This is a genomic window from Tolypothrix sp. PCC 7712, assembly GCF_025860405.1.
GTDB lineage: Bacteria > Cyanobacteriota > Cyanobacteriia > Cyanobacteriales > Nostocaceae > Aulosira > Aulosira diplosiphon.
In genome coordinates this window covers 2,960,131-2,974,102 of the sequence record NZ_CP063785.1, presented here as the reverse complement: position 1 = coordinate 2,974,102, position 13,972 = coordinate 2,960,131, and the positions used below count along the sequence as shown (strand labels likewise).

General features: G+C 38.4%; 16 protein-coding genes. 8 read left to right on the top strand and 8 right to left on the bottom strand.

Going from position 1 to position 13,972, the window contains the following annotated elements; all coding sequences use genetic code 11:
* Nucleotides 1-6 precede the first annotated feature (6 nt).
* Together HGR01_RS12220 and HGR01_RS12215 are read left to right on the top strand one after the other, a co-directional pair.
* Nucleotides 7-138 (top strand): hypothetical protein, encoded by a 132-nt coding sequence (locus HGR01_RS12220; protein WP_255325254.1) that lies wholly within the window; start codon nt 7-9, stop codon nt 136-138.
* A gap of 1 nt (nt 139) precedes the next feature.
* A complete protein-coding gene (locus HGR01_RS12215) occupies nt 140-1,495 on the top strand; it encodes a (Fe-S)-binding protein (RefSeq protein WP_045871699.1) in 1,356 nt (451 codons plus the stop codon).
* A 159-nt stretch (nt 1,496-1,654) separates the two neighbouring features.
* Here HGR01_RS12215 and HGR01_RS12210 read toward each other — a convergent pair whose 3' ends face one another.
* Nucleotides 1,655-1,981, bottom strand: coding sequence for a helix-turn-helix domain-containing protein (locus tag HGR01_RS12210; protein ID WP_045871700.1), 327 nt, complete (start codon nt 1,979-1,981; stop codon nt 1,655-1,657).
* 35 nt (nt 1,982-2,016) lie between these two features.
* Here HGR01_RS12210 and HGR01_RS12205 point away from each other — a divergent pair, with 35 nt between their 5' ends.
* Entirely contained in the window at nt 2,017-2,385 is a 369-nt protein-coding gene (locus HGR01_RS12205; RefSeq protein WP_155539391.1) for a hypothetical protein, read from the top strand.
* A 3-nt stretch (nt 2,386-2,388) separates the two neighbouring features.
* Here HGR01_RS12205 and HGR01_RS12200 read toward each other — a convergent pair whose 3' ends face one another.
* The gene (locus HGR01_RS12200; protein WP_045871702.1) at nt 2,389-3,804 is read right to left on the bottom strand and encodes an MFS transporter; all 1,416 of its coding nucleotides are present in this window, start codon (nt 3,802-3,804) and stop codon (nt 2,389-2,391) included.
* Nucleotides 3,805-3,875: 71 nt separating this feature from the next.
* On the opposite strand from HGR01_RS12200, the gene HGR01_RS12195 reads away from it, so the two are divergent.
* On the top strand, nt 3,876-4,403 hold the full coding sequence (locus tag HGR01_RS12195) for a phosphoribosyltransferase (RefSeq protein WP_045871703.1): 528 nt from the start codon (nt 3,876-3,878) through the stop codon (nt 4,401-4,403).
* A 559-nt stretch (nt 4,404-4,962) separates the two neighbouring features.
* Here the strand turns inward: HGR01_RS12195 and HGR01_RS12190 are convergent.
* The gene (locus HGR01_RS12190) at nt 4,963-5,787 is read right to left on the bottom strand and encodes a Uma2 family endonuclease (protein WP_045871705.1); all 825 of its coding nucleotides are present in this window, start codon (nt 5,785-5,787) and stop codon (nt 4,963-4,965) included.
* Between the two features lie 115 nt (nt 5,788-5,902).
* Nucleotides 5,903-6,820 carry an AEC family transporter gene (locus HGR01_RS12185; protein ID WP_045871706.1) on the bottom strand — a complete coding sequence of 306 codons (918 nt, stop codon included), beginning with the start codon at nt 6,818-6,820 and terminating at the stop codon, nt 5,903-5,905.
* 101 nt (nt 6,821-6,921) lie between these two features.
* On the opposite strand from HGR01_RS12185, the gene HGR01_RS12180 reads away from it, so the two are divergent.
* On the top strand, nt 6,922-7,749 hold the full coding sequence (locus HGR01_RS12180; protein WP_045871707.1) for a D-alanyl-D-alanine carboxypeptidase family protein: 828 nt from the start codon (nt 6,922-6,924) through the stop codon (nt 7,747-7,749).
* Between the two features lie 707 nt (nt 7,750-8,456).
* A complete protein-coding gene (locus tag HGR01_RS12175; protein ID WP_045871708.1) occupies nt 8,457-8,840 on the top strand; it encodes a hypothetical protein in 384 nt (127 codons plus the stop codon).
* Nucleotides 8,841-9,166: 326 nt separating this feature from the next.
* On the opposite strand, the gene HGR01_RS12170 is transcribed toward HGR01_RS12175, so the two are convergent.
* The 4 genes from HGR01_RS12170 to HGR01_RS41805 form a co-directional block, all read right to left on the bottom strand.
* A complete protein-coding gene (locus tag HGR01_RS12170) occupies nt 9,167-9,631 on the bottom strand; it encodes a hypothetical protein (protein WP_194007833.1) in 465 nt (154 codons plus the stop codon).
* Between the two features lie 211 nt (nt 9,632-9,842).
* Nucleotides 9,843-10,244, bottom strand: a complete 402-nt coding sequence (locus tag HGR01_RS12165) for a type II toxin-antitoxin system VapC family toxin (protein WP_045871709.1) — start codon at nt 10,242-10,244, stop codon at nt 9,843-9,845.
* Nucleotides 10,241-10,597: a CopG family transcriptional regulator gene (locus HGR01_RS12160; protein ID WP_096622337.1), complete on the bottom strand. Its 357-nt coding sequence runs from the start codon at nt 10,595-10,597 to the stop codon at nt 10,241-10,243. The genes HGR01_RS12165 and HGR01_RS12160 overlap by 4 nt, the downstream gene beginning before the upstream one ends.
* Nucleotides 10,598-10,601: 4 nt before the next feature.
* A complete protein-coding gene (locus HGR01_RS41805; RefSeq protein WP_304412432.1) occupies nt 10,602-10,733 on the bottom strand; it encodes a hypothetical protein in 132 nt (43 codons plus the stop codon).
* A gap of 307 nt (nt 10,734-11,040) precedes the next feature.
* On the opposite strand from HGR01_RS41805, the gene HGR01_RS12150 reads away from it, so the two are divergent.
* Both HGR01_RS12150 and HGR01_RS12145 read left to right on the top strand, forming a co-directional pair.
* A complete protein-coding gene (locus tag HGR01_RS12150; RefSeq protein ID WP_096622340.1) occupies nt 11,041-13,050 on the top strand; it encodes a hypothetical protein in 2,010 nt (669 codons plus the stop codon).
* 101 nt (nt 13,051-13,151) lie between these two features.
* On the top strand, nt 13,152-13,898 hold the full coding sequence (locus tag HGR01_RS12145; RefSeq protein WP_045871711.1) for a type I restriction enzyme HsdR N-terminal domain-containing protein: 747 nt from the start codon (nt 13,152-13,154) through the stop codon (nt 13,896-13,898).
* The last annotated feature ends 74 nt before the right edge of the window (nt 13,899-13,972 follow it).

The following is a 13,972-nucleotide window of genomic DNA, read 5'->3' as shown; positions in this document are numbered from 1 at the left end:
TGGGGATTGGGGACTGGGGATTGGGGACTGGGGAATGAGAAAAGTCTGACACTCAGAACTCAGAACTCAGAACTCAGAACTCAGAACTCAGAACTCAGCACTCAGAACTCAGCGCTCAAAAAAGAGGGGAAAAAGTAATATGCAAGTTTCAGAAAATTCTGTGAATAATACGGCGAGTATCAAAAATTTGCAGGGATTTGATGGAAGTCACCCACCAGATCCCAAGTTAATTGATAGTTGTGTACATTGTGGATTTTGTCTTTCTACTTGTCCTAGTTATCGGGTGTTGGGTAAAGAGATGGATTCTCCCAGGGGACGTATCTATTTAATGGATGCGATTAATGAAGGTGAAATTGCACTGAATACGGCTACGGTAGAACATTTTGATTCTTGTTTGGGGTGTTTGGCTTGTGTGACAACTTGTCCTTCTGGTGTGCAGTATGACAAGTTAATTTCTGCTACTCGCCATCAAGTTGAACGCAATTATTCCCGCAGTTTACCCGATCAGCTGGTTCGGCAATTAATATTTACTTTATTTCCTAACCCCGACCTTTTAAGAATCTTACTCATACCGTTGCTGGCTTATCAAAAGTTAGGGGTTTCTAAATTCATTCGCGCTACGGGTTTATTGAAAAATATATCTCCCCGGTTAGCAGCAATGGAATCTATTTTGCCAGACATTACTTTAAAAACTTTTCAAAGTAATTTACCAACTGTTATCCGTGCAAAAGGTGAGAAACGCTATCGTGTGGGGGTAATTTTGGGATGTGTGCAAAGGCTATTTTTCTCGCCTGTTAATGAAGCAACGGTGCGGGTGTTGACGGCGAATGGTTGTGAGGTGGTGATTCCTCAATCCCAGGGATGTTGTGCGGCGCTTCCCGAACACCAAGGACAAACGGAACAGGCGAAGGCTTTGGCGAGACAGATGATTGATAGTTTTGCTAATACGAATGTCGATTTTGTGATTATCAATGCTGCTGGTTGTGGACATACATTGAAAGAATACGGTCATATTTTAGAAGATGACCCAGAATATCGGGAAAAGGCGCAAGCATTTGCTGCTAAGGTGAAAGATGCTCAAGAGTTTTTAGCAACTGTAGGTTTAACAGCGAAATTGTTGCCGATTACTGATCAACCTGTGAATTTAGTTTATCAAGATGCTTGTCATTTATTGCATGGGCAAAAGATTAGTGTGCAACCACGTCAATTGTTACGCCAAATTCCAGGGGTGAAATTAAGTGAACCTTTGGATGCAGCTTTGTGTTGTGGCAGTGCAGGTGTTTATAATATGTTGCAACCAGAAGTTGCGGAAGAATTGGGTCAGCAAAAGGTGCAGAATTTGCTGAATACTGGTGCAGAGTTAATCGCTTCTGCGAATCCTGGTTGTACATTGCAGATTACCAAGCATTTGCAATTGCAAGGTAAGAATATTTCTGTAATTCACCCGATGGAGTTGTTAGATTATTCAATTCGGGGGGAGAAGTTGAAGATTTGAGGAGATGAGGGAGATGAGGGAGATGAGGGGGATGAGGGAGTGTATGACCCAATACTGCGTTTAACCCAACATTTTCGGGAGTTTGTTGGGTTTCACTACGTACCTCTCTAAGGAAGCAAGCCACAAACCAACCTTGTATCTTCAGGTTTTTATGCTGGCTTATAGGGATATCACAGTTTCAGCAGATTGTCCTTGCGCGTGACGGGAGCGAAGATGTAAAGTGATTTCCGTATCAAGTCGCTTGAGGAAAATGAGGAGTTTTGCCTCGCTGAACCGTTGAAACTCTCCTTTCATTAAATGAGATACTTCTGGCTGAGGAATACCAAGAAGTTCGCTGATTTCGCGCTGTTTGAGATTGCGTTGTTTGAGAAGGCGGAGTACCTGAATCCCGATTTTACCCCGCGTAAAAAGTTCATCTGCATTCTCTAAACCGAGATCAACAAATACATTACCACTGCTTTCTTCAAAACCGGGTTCCTGAGTCATTGTTGTTTCTCTCTTGCTACCGCATCTTTATAGCGTTGTTTAATCAAGTCAGATTGAGTTGGAAGTCTCTAAATGCGGCTAAATCGTTCTATGATTCAGGAATTGCAGGAATGGGATTTGCAATCATAGATTTTTTTTTAGCAAAAGCTACTTTGACATCAGCAATCGCAGCAATTCGACCTGCAATCATAGATATTTTTTTAGCAAAAGTTAGTTTGACATCAGCAATCGCAGCAATTGCACTTGTAAGCATAGATATTTTTTTAGCAAAAGCTGCTTTAACATCAACAATTGCAGCTGATGTCAAAGCAAAAGTTAGTTTAACACCAGCAAGAGTTGGTTTTGCGATGCCTACGGCGGGCTACGCCTACGCAAAAATAGATTTGGTAGAAATATTGGCTTAAAATTCACTCAGCCTTTTCTCGCCGTTGCTGGAGTTTCATCATGATTTCGGCGTGCATTTCCCTTGTAATGGGGTAAAAGTAGGTTAAAACTAAACCCGCAATTAAACAAACGGTAGGTAAGGGGCCGACTGCGAGGCGGATAGCGAGTAATGCTGATTCTGGTTGTGTGGGTAGTGTAGTTTGTCCGGCTACTGCTTCTTTAAAACCATAAGCTTGTAAGGCGTTTCCGACTAAAAATAAGCCGAAGGCTAAACCAAATTTTTGCAGCAATACCATGAAACCATAAAATACTCCCTCGCGGCGCTGTCCGGTTTGCAGTTCATCTAATTCGATGACATCGGGAATCATTGACCAGGGAACGAGATAGGCTGTAGAGACACCAAACCCTGCCATGATTGCCATGATGTACATTAAGGTAAGTTGTCCTGGTTGTAAGTAATAAAGTCCGGCGGCGGCGATAATCCATAAAATCATGCCGAGAAAATAGACAACTTTTTTGCCTACTTTTTTACTCAAATTACTCCAGAAAAATAACATCACTAGTGCTGTTCCTTGGACAGCAACCATCACTTTGGGGACATCCGCATCTTTCAGACCCATACAGTTAACAACAAAAAAAGGAATAATACTGGCTGTAATTTGTACGCCTAACCAAGAACAGAGATATATACCGATGACGAAGAGAAAAGGTTTGTTGGTGAAGGCGATTTTGATTTGTTCGGGAAAGGGGAGAGATTGCGGTTCTTCTAGTTGAATGCGTTTAGCTTCAAATGCTAACACGCGATCGCGTGTCCCATAAACACACCAATATAAGGCTAAGACGGAAATTACAGTACAAACTGCGGCTAATACTATATATTGTTGTCCGCGATCGCTAATTACAGAAGAAACAATTATTGACAATATTAAAGATAGAATACTGCCACCGATGGAAAAGGTGAAGCGAAAACTGTTTAAGCTGGTACGTTCGTCATAATCTTGGGTGAGTTCTGGTGTCATTGCTGTATAAGGCAAATTCACCACAGTGTAAAACACCTGCGATATTAACCCAATCACCACGTAATACCAGAACTTACCCCAAACACTAAATGGTGGTACAATCCACTGTAAGAAAAAGAATACTCCAAAGGGAATTGCCCCATATAATAACCAAGGCAGACGACGACCCCAGCGACGAGATTTTGTTTTATCAGTCAGAAACCCTACAAATGGATCGTTGACAGCATCCCAAATTTTGCCCACCATCAAAATACTGCCAGCTAAACCCGCCGGGATACCAGCGACATTGGTAAAGAAAACCAAGAGAAAAAATATGGCAATATTGGCAGTAATTGCTGGGCCTAAATCCCCTGCACCATAGGCTAGTTTGGTTTTAAATGGCAGTTTTTCACTGTAAGCAGAACCATCAGAATCATTCATAATATCTTGCACTCATATTAAAATAGAGAATTTGCGTGTGCTTTGAGTATTAGCCAAAAACTACATCCCTTATGCCAGACCTTTACGTTTCTTGGTCAGATTATCACCAAAAAATTGAACTACTGGCTGCTAAGATTTATCAATCGGGTTGGCAATTCAACCAGATTGTTTGTCTTGCCAGAGGCGGACTGCGAGTTGGAGATATACTTTCCCGTATATATGACCAACCGTTGGCAATTTTAGCAACATCATCATACAGTGGCCCAGGTAAGCAAGAAAGAGGTGCATTAAACTTTTCTCGCCATATCACTATGACTACGGAAACTTTAGGTTCGCGGATTTTGCTGGTGGATGACTTGGTAGATTCTGGGGTTACACTTGAGCAAACTATTCCTTGGCTACAGCAATATAGTGAAAGTGCAATTTTAGATATTCGCACGGCTGTAATTTGGTATAAATCTTGTTCGGTTATAGAACCGGATTATTATGTTGATTATCTATCGGATAATCCCTGGATTCACCAACCTTTTGAACCCTATGAATATACGAATCCTGCGGATTTAGCTGCAAGAATGAATCAAATAAAGGCTGAAGTGTAAAGGTTTAAGTTATACCAATTCGTTATTAGGAAATAAAGCTTGGGTTAAGGGGCTTTCATACCATCAACTAAGGCAGCAGAATTGGGGGATTCTCCCCCAAACCCCCGATTGGGTGAAGTTTGTGGGGAAGGTTTCCTTCCACAAAACTTCGGACGGTTGCGTCCCCCAAACCCCCTCCAAAATTATTGTGCTGCTTTTTTGTTGAGTAATAAGCTAAACCAAATCTAGTTTGCATAATCTGAAATTGTATATTTCTTGTGGGGTGGGCATCTTGCGCGCCCAATATATGCAAGTTAAATGTGGAACAGCTTACCAATTTGAAAAAAGAATGCAACAGATTGTAGGGGCACTGGCACTGCCGTGCCCTCTAGAATAAGTAACCACGCAAAATTAATTACAGTCATTGCGAGCGCAGCGAAGCAATCTCAACCCTTGCGATTGCTTCATTCCGCTCCGCTCCATTCGCAATGACATTTTGTAATTAATTTTGTTTAACTACTTATGTTGATGTGTCGCAAACATTATTTGATTTTGTATAACTATAGCGGTTTGCAGTATGTTAAAAATCCTCTGGATTTTCTCCTAATTCCCGCAAGCGTGCAGCTAAACGTTCTGCCCGTTGGCGTTCCGCTTCCGCCCGTTGACTTTCTGTCTCTGCTCGTTGGCGTTCCGCTTCCGCCCGTTGGCTTTCTACTTCTGCCCGTTGGCTTTCGGCTTCCGCGCGTTGGAATGCTGCTTCTTCAGGTAGGAAAACTAAATTTGACTGGCGGTCATAAAATCTTAACCAAGGGGCAGTTTCTCTGTCTATTGTTCCTTCCCAAGTTCCTAACCAAAATCCTAAGGTTTCGCACCATAACCAGCCTTGTTCATTAGCAACTAACGGCTGATAGCGAAAATTAGCATCTAAACGCCATCCTTGCAAGGAGTTAGGGTCAAAGGGATCAAAAACAAAATAATCTCTAGTTCTAAACACTCCCTCATAGAGATGTTTTTTCTCGCCTAAATCTACATTTTTGGTTGAGGGTGACATTAATTCCACAATCACATCTGGGTAGCGTCCATTTTCATCCCAGACAACCCAACCTTGGCGAGAACCAATCTCTTCGACGTTGAGAACTACAAAAAAATCTGGCCCTTTAAAATCCCGATTTCGCGCTTGTATCCGGCTATAGTAAACAAACATATTACCGCCAGCAAAATAATCATTGCGGTCTGACCAAGCTTGTTGCAATGACCGGATTAAAACATTCATCCCAATACGGTGGCGGTTACTTTCCAAAGGTTCTCCGTCATCAAATATTAAATCTGTTGGTGGTGGAGTAGGTTCCCAGTCTGATTCAGGGGGCGCTGGGACACTCTGGCTTTCAGTAATGTTAGTTGACATGGCATAACCTGATATTTGTCATTGGTCATTGGTCATTTGTCATTTGTCATTTGTCATTGGGTAATTGGTAATCTCTCCCCCTTATCCCCATTTCCCCTTCCCCCTTCCCCATTCCTCAAAATAGCCACAGCCAAAAAGGTAATGTAATTAATAATACTATTGCACCTAATGCTAAGGCTGTGACAGCTAAATCGCGGTCAAGATTGAAGGTTTCGGCAAGTACTAGCGTGGCAAAGGCTGGGGGCATAGCCATTTGTAGGACGATTACTTTGGCTGGTGAACCAGTGACACCAAAAAACGGTAATGTGCAACCTAGAAATAAGGGAACTATTAACATTTTAATTGCCAAGCTCATTCCTACTTTGGGGATGTTACTCCAAGACTTTAATTGTGAGAGTCGCATCCCAATTAATACTATGGATAAGGCTAAAGATGTCCAAGCCAATTTATCTAAGCAAAATTCCAGCGCAAAGGGAATTTTTAACTGTCGCAACAGTAAGCCAAAGCCGAAACTCCATAAAGCAGGATTAATCAATATGGCTTTGGCTACTTCTGCATAATTATGCTTACTATTGCCAAAATTAGCTGCTAGCGCTACTCCTAAGCCGTAAGCACCAAAGAGTGTGCCTAGTAAATCGTAGAACAGCGCCCAAGCGAAGTATTTTTCTCCTAGCATTGCTAAGGTAATAGGAAAGCCGAGATAACCTGTATTCCCTACCATTGCTGCTAATAGGAAACTTCCTTGAGTTGGTGGCTGCGGCATGGTATTTGTGAGATAGGCTTGTCCTTTAATTGCTAGCCAAGCTAAAAAAGCCCCTAGGAAAATGGCAAGGTATGCGATCGCAGGTGCAATCCAAATTTGTCCTGATAAGTCGGTTTTGTATAGAAAAAATACAATGCTTATAGGTACTCCTACCCAAAAAAGGAAGTAAGCTACACCTGAGGGAACTGTACTTGGTAGTTTACGTCCGAGGACGAATCCAATCAGGACTAGCCCCACTAACTTGACATATAGTGCTAAAAGATTTATCAAGATTGCACCTAAAAACGCTGACGTAAAATCCTAACGCTTGCGTTTATTTTTATCCAGTCTACAATCTGTTATGGCTATTCAAAAAAAGCAGGAGTGAACTCTTGAATAAAGCTGGGTTTTCTGGAGAACCTCAACACTCTTCGGCTGCTTCTGGTGATGATATTCCAGCAGCTTTACGCGATGCTCCCGATGCTAAACCTAAGGTGGGATTAAAACCGATGGTTTTGCTCGTTGGGGGAGTATTTGCATTTGTCCTGCTTGCTGTGAGTAGTGGCTTTGTCTTTTTCATTCTTTCTCCCAAAAGAACAGCCAATTCTCAACCTTCACCCACTAGTTTACCGACACCAACATCTGATAGTGCTGCTAACTCTCAGAGTAGCAATACTGATACTGTATTAGGACATTTAGCATACGCAGAAGCGCCAGAATCAGAACTAGCAGTAATTCCTGGTAGTGGGCGCATTAGAATGCGAAAAACTGCTGCGGAAAAGTTTCAAGCCATGAAACAAGCAGCACGCAGCGCCGGGGTAATTTTAGTACCAATTTCTGGCTTCCGTTCTGTCAAAGAACAAGAGCAGTTATTTTTTGCGGTGGGCGCGCAACGCAATCAAACACCAGCCGAAAGAGCTGCACTCAGTGCGCCTCCTGGTCATAGCGAGCATCACACAGGCTATGCTGTAGATGTTGGTGATGGCGCAGTTCCAGCCACTAATCTGCAAGCTAACTTTGACAATACCAAAGCTTATCAGTGGCTGGAAGCAAACGCTGCCCGTTTTGGTTTTGAAATGTCCTTTCCTAAGGATAATGCACAAGGTGTCAGTTATGAACCTTGGCACTGGCGTTTTGTAGGCGATCGCGATAGTTTAGAAACCTTCTACAAAGCCAAGAATTTAAAACCAACTCCCACACCCGAAACAACGCCAAAATAATTCGTAATTCGTAATACCCTACGGGAAGCGCAAAGCGCTACGTAATTCGTAATTAATAAAAGTTTCAGACAAGGATTTATACCATGTCCGAAACTTTTGCTATTTGTCTAATCAAATCCCTAGCTTTTCCTTAAGAGATTATTTATAAAGTGGTAGGATGCGTTAGCGCTAGCGTAACGCATCCGCGCCAAAGCTTTTTTTTGCGTTACATCTGACTGATATTTTTGCAGAAATCAAATCGGATTCCTATAATATTTTTCTCTATCTTGTTAAGGGATTTTCAAGAAATAAATTATTCCATCTTGTGGGGCGGGCATCTTGCCCGCCACATAAACTGGGCGGACAAGATGTCCACCCCACAATAAATACTGGGATATTTTTTTATTTGGAAGTCCCTAAGCAACAGCAGATTGCAATTTTATGAGGTCAAGATAATCTGAGGGCATATGGCTGTGTCCCTATAAGCGTAAATCATTGAGTGGAAATAGACTGTAGGTAACCTGATTTAACGCTTCTATCGTCATCATTATATAGAGATTGACAAGGAATATTAAAGATTATCCCTAAAGCAAGCTGATGCGTTAGGGTCGAGCAAAAATTTTAATTAGGAACAGCGCATCTACTTAATTGCATAAAACTTTTTCATCAAACCTAATACTTATTGAACGCAGCCTAATACTAAATTTTTAATTTTTAGGAGTCAGAAGATGAAAGTATTTTCTCATGTTTCCCAAATGGCAGCTTTAGTTGCTATTTTGTCTCCTATGCTGACGATAGATACTGCTCATGCACAGCAGAGCTATCCTTTAACCTGTCGTGGTGGTGGTACGCTGAGTATACAAAACGATGGTAGCAACGGTGTAAGAATCAATTTCCAAGCTGGGCCAGGAGCCGCACCCCAGGGTTTATCTCCTGGTCAGTGTACCTGGTCGGATCGGGCGTTTAGGTCTGGTGAGCCAACAACTATCTGCGATAGTGGCTCAAGTGCAGCGCAATATGTAGCTTTGTTAGTTCGCTCAAATCAGTACCCAATTTTGCAAGTTTACAACGATGGTCACGGCTGTATGAAAGTGACCAGGGTTGGCCCTTAGAAATGGTTTATCAAGTAAACCTTAAATTCTAAGGTGCGTTTGCGATCGCATAACGCCCTATCTTTCTCGGTGCGTTACGGCTAATTAAGTAGTCTGACAGAATTAATTACACAATGTCATTGCGAATGGAGCGAAGCGGAATGAAGCAATCGCAGGGGTTGGGATTGCTTCACTTCGTTCGCAATGACTGTAAATATTTTTGTCCGGCTACTTATCACTCTTTTAAGTTCCGAAATCCTTGCACAGCCGTAACACACCCTACATCTGCTGCTTGTGAAAAATGCAGCATATCCATTCTTTATTAATGTTATGCAATAGCAATTAACTCAATATCTCTGATGCATAATCAGCGTAAATAAGTAAAATCCAGCCACAGCAAATATAAAAATTATAGTTGCAGAATATACTATTACATCCTTTAAAAGAAATAGTATCCAATCTTTTCTCAGTTCTTGTTTAAATTTGAGTTCTCGCAACTTGCGCTCAAGTTCTGTATCTTCTTTGGAAGGTAAACTAAGATAACCATTTGTATATATTTCATCAATAATTTCTTCACTAGAATCTTTTTCTTGCCAATTATCAACCTTGGCGACAAACCTATCTAATGTATTATGTGTTTGATTTGATGCAAGCGCTAAATTATCATTTTTAACTTTCTCTATTTCTGCCAATGTATTAGAAGTTTGATTTAATGCAATTCCTAAATTATCTTTTTTCAGCTTCCCTAATTCTTTCTTAATCACTTTTTTGACAGTTTTGGTGATCAAAGCTTCTAATTTTTTTGTTGCCATGTGTTGTTAAAAGATTTTCTTGCATAGCCTTTCTGCTTAGATTTTACCGGAATTGAATGTTAAGCAAATGAAGTGGCGGCTACTCAACCCGTCACAACTGCAATTTTACCAGAGCCAACTAACGGGCGAGTCAAGCATTAGTATTATATACCTATATCATAGAGCGATCGCCTGTTGCGAAAGTGCGATCGCTTCGTTATATCCAATCTTTTTAAGGCAAGATCCAGTTTTCGAGTTTTAGCCCAGTGATGCGATTGTAATGACGAGTATTGTTAGTAACTAAAATATAATTTTCTGTAAGTGCAACACTAGCAATCAGTAAATCAAACTCAGTAATTGGTTGTCCTAGTCTGCGGAGTTCTGCTTTTAATTCTCCAAACTTTTTGAGAGCAGGAGTATTTAAAGGTACAACGGGCAAATTTTGAATAAATTCTTCTGCACGAGCTAAATTTTCCGCTATTCGTTGAGAATTATAAGCACCAAAATACAACTCAGCAACCGTTATACTGCAAATAGAAATTTGCTCCCATCCTATTTCTCTAACTTTAGTTCTGACTGAATTAATATCTTTTATCCAATAAATACAAGTATCAGTATCAAGTAGATAAGTCATAAACTAATGTCACGGTTAGAAATAGTACGACTATCATAAATGTCTTTGACTATTTCCTCTGCACTGCGTTCATCTTCCCAAGGGCCAAGCCTTTCCATAAACGTATCTAATGGATGCTGTTTTGGCTGCTCAGATGGAAAAATGATTTCATTTGCTATCAGTTGATTTGCTTCTGGAACTCCTAATTTTTTGGTTTCTTCTTTAGCTATAACCATAATTTGCATCAATGTTATAGCCTGACGTAGAACATCACTTTTACTTGTGCCAATTTTTGTTGACAGTTCTTCTAATACTTGATTAAGTTCTGGTGATAAATCTAGGTTCAACCGAACCATACCGTTAATATCGCTCATGCTGTCATCCCCGGATTGTTAGACGGACATCTTCCCAATCTTGAACAGTCATTTCTGTTGCTTCTCCAGAGTTTAATCCTTCCAGAAGCATTGTTTCAAGACTTTCTGTAGCTTTCTGTTTTTGATCTTGTCGCACTAATTCACGAAAATATTCACTAACACTGCTGTAACCACCTTGAGTTACCTATTCTTCTACGTAAGCTTGCATGGTTTCAGGTAAGGAAATATTGATACTTTTCACAAGGGTTATTTCCTGAATCTGTTTTTGTACATTATGGCAGTTTTTAGCATTTCATGTTACTGCACAAAAGATGTTATTTGGGATTGAATAGAGAATGCTAGGTTGGCGACAGATGGGCAAATGGTAACTTATTGTTAGATTTTGATGCTATCTGGGCATATTGTAATTATCCAGTAAGTAGCATTAAAACAGGGTAAACATTATGTTGACTATACAATGGCAAGAAGAAATTGTAGCGCTACAGCAAAGCCTGAGACATGAAATTACCAGAATATCAGGTGGCTCAGAAATTAATGTAATCAAGCATATTTGCATCAATAACTTAAAAGCCAAGCTAGAAAGATTAGAAGAAATTGATAAAATTTTAAATATAGAAAAATATAAAATTGTTTTTATCGGCACTATCGGACAAGGTAAGACAACCGCTATTTGTCATCTTTTTAATTTAATCAGTGACTTCAGAGTTTCTAAAACAATTAATGGCAAAAGTAAAGATGTAATTGAAACTAGAGAGTTACTCTCAACTGGATCAGGTAAAACTACTATATGTGAAGTCATTATCAAAGCTGCTGATAAAACTTACATAGAGATAGAGCCTTATACCATTGATGAGATGGAGAATCTTATTTTTGAATTTTGCGACTATATTGCAAATAAAGAAAATACTCAAGTTGAACAGAGAATAATTATTTCAGAAGAAATTCAAAGAGCTATTAGGAATGTTATAGAACTAAAAAAAGTTACTAAATCAGTCACAGACGGCGAAAAAAGTAAAACTATTACATTCGATAAGGCTAAAGAATTATTTGATGAATCAGGAATAGATGTATTAAAAAAGACTGCAGTTGATAATGCGAACTTAGAATCAAGAACTGCTACTAAAATTGAGTTTGATAATCAAAGTAAAGAGCAAGAATGGATAAAAAATAACTTTGATGATATCAATAATGTCCGGTTGAAAGACTTTGCTATACCAAGAAAAATTTATCTTTATGTAAGCAATGATGTTTTATCTGGATCAAACTTGTCTCAGTTCGATTCTGTTGTCGATACAAAAGGACTTGATGAGAATCCAATCCGCAAGGACTTGCATAAATATATTGATAGTCAAGATAGCATTTGTCTTTTTGTAACTCCTTTCAATTCTGCTCCTGAAGCTAATATTACAAAATTAATAGGTTATCATTTGACATCCAAATCAAAAGAATTTCATCATAGATTTGTTACTTTGGTACTACCTCACAAAGGGGAGCCTGAAAAAGTACATGACTCTGATGGAGATAGGGAATTAGGAATTAAAATTAGACAAGATCAAGTTCAATCTACATTTAAGAACTTAAATTTAGAATTCTTCCAAGATAATATTTTGTTCTACGACTCCTTGCGATACTATCGTGATGATATAGTCAAGGTATATGAAGACTATCAAGAAGAAGTACAGGAAGATAAAGATGAGTTGATCACAGCGATAACCGATGTCATAGAACGTAGACGCAATCTTTTATTAGATGAAATTAAGAATATTCGAGTAAGCTTTGGAAAAATAAAAAATGGTGATGCTTTAACCTTCTCAGAAATCAAAGCAATTGAGAACGCTATTCAGAAGATAGAAAATGTACGAGACTTGAGTAAAAGAGTACCTAGTTTTGTTTATGAAAATTTTGTTGAGCAATATGTTGAATTCTATCGTATTACTTATAAAGCATGGAATACGAAACACGCTATACATAGAAATTTTGGTTACTATGAACCAAGAGATATAGATATATATTACGATGCAAAAGTTTTTTCTGAAGGAATAGATGAAGATGAAATGCTGAAGAAATTTACTAGAGAAGTTAAACAGGAATTAGAAAATATCTTGTATGAGCTTACATCTGCAAACGAATCTTTAAAGACACTTATCCCTGAATTAGTAAAAGAATTTTACGGCTTATATGACGATTTTGTAGATAAAGTAGGAACAGACATTGAAGAGGAGTTGATAAGAAAGTTACTACCTCGCAGTCAAGATTCTAAGTTTTGGAATGCGCTACTTGCTGAAAAAGGTAAGCAAAGAAAGAAAGGGGAAACTTTTGCAGGTAACGTATGTGAGATATTTAAACGAGAACTGGAACTTGAAGCAAATTTGAATCAATTTTTCCAGAGCAAAGCTGAAGAGCATTGGAAGGAATTAGTTGATAAAATTCTCAGCTTCTTTGGAGAAAAATAGAAAAGTTGCAATAGCACCGTTAATACACATATTAGGGCGCAATTATATTGCGCTCTTAAAAACATTGTATTTACTATATAGTTAATTTTAAGAAAAAAATTATGGCTTATGCATATTTAGAACGAGAAATTCATGAAAAGCTAGAAATTTATGTTAAAAAATATAACCAACAATATACAAAATGTTTGATTAGAGGTATAGAAATACCACTTAATGGCAGGCCAGAAGAGTTAGTTAGGCAAATATTTCTTCATTTTCTTATTAAAGAAAGTACATTATTGCCAGATAAAATTACTATTAAAGTTGAAACTAATAATCATGATATAGAAATATATAAAAAACAAAAAAATGAAACCTTCAAGCCGCATCAAAATCCTTTAATAATTGTGGAGGTCAAACGAGAAGATGTTAAATTGCAAAATTATTTTGCTCAGATAGAACGCTATTTAACAAATTCAGGTTGCAATATTGGAATTTTGTATAACTATCATGAAATTGTCACTTTAACTAAAAATTTTAATAAATTTGAGATATATTATCTTAAAAAATTGATAGAAATACAAGAATTAATTTTACAAGTAAACAGCACTAATGATGAAAATTTATTCGCTTTTCAAAATGCTCAAAATGGAAATATTGAAAGTTTTCTTTATCTAATCCATAAATATGGTGAGTATACTAATCATAGAATAATTTTTAAGTTGAAACACCATTCCTCAGCGATAGAAGGAAATTTATTTTATATAAAAAAAGATAAAATTTATTATAAAATATGTGGGCAATATCATAAAAAATACCAAAGTTTTGATTTTCAAGATTTTGAAAAACTAATTTCTATACTTTATTAAAAAACCACAGATGCACATCAATATTTATCTGCGTTCATCTGCGTGCATCTGCGGTTAATTATTCCAATCTCAAT

What these genes read in the sequence shown, in the direction of transcription:
- HGR01_RS12200 (WP_045871702.1), bottom strand. Translation starts at nt 3,804, where the DNA reads ATGAATGATTCTGATGGTTCTGCTTACAGTGAAAAACTGCCATTTAAA.
- HGR01_RS12160 (WP_096622337.1), bottom strand. Translation starts at nt 10,597, where the DNA reads ATGAGCGATATTAACGGTATGGTTCGGTTGAACCTAGATTTATCACCA.
- HGR01_RS12215 (WP_045871699.1), top strand. Translation starts at nt 140, where the DNA reads ATGCAAGTTTCAGAAAATTCTGTGAATAATACGGCGAGTATCAAAAAT.
- HGR01_RS12150 (WP_096622340.1), top strand. Translation starts at nt 11,041, where the DNA reads ATGTTGACTATACAATGGCAAGAAGAAATTGTAGCGCTACAGCAAAGC.
- HGR01_RS12165 (WP_045871709.1), bottom strand. Translation starts at nt 10,244, where the DNA reads ATGACTTATCTACTTGATACTGATACTTGTATTTATTGGATAAAAGAT.
- HGR01_RS12195 (WP_045871703.1), top strand. Translation starts at nt 3,876, where the DNA reads ATGCCAGACCTTTACGTTTCTTGGTCAGATTATCACCAAAAAATTGAA.
- HGR01_RS12210 (WP_045871700.1), bottom strand. Translation starts at nt 1,981, where the DNA reads ATGACTCAGGAACCCGGTTTTGAAGAAAGCAGTGGTAATGTATTTGTT.
- HGR01_RS12170 (WP_194007833.1), bottom strand. Translation starts at nt 9,631, where the DNA reads ATGGCAACAAAAAAATTAGAAGCTTTGATCACCAAAACTGTCAAAAAA.
- HGR01_RS12175 (WP_045871708.1), top strand. Translation starts at nt 8,457, where the DNA reads ATGAAAGTATTTTCTCATGTTTCCCAAATGGCAGCTTTAGTTGCTATT.
- HGR01_RS12145 (WP_045871711.1), top strand. Translation starts at nt 13,152, where the DNA reads ATGGCTTATGCATATTTAGAACGAGAAATTCATGAAAAGCTAGAAATT.
- HGR01_RS12190 (WP_045871705.1), bottom strand. Translation starts at nt 5,787, where the DNA reads ATGTCAACTAACATTACTGAAAGCCAGAGTGTCCCAGCGCCCCCTGAA.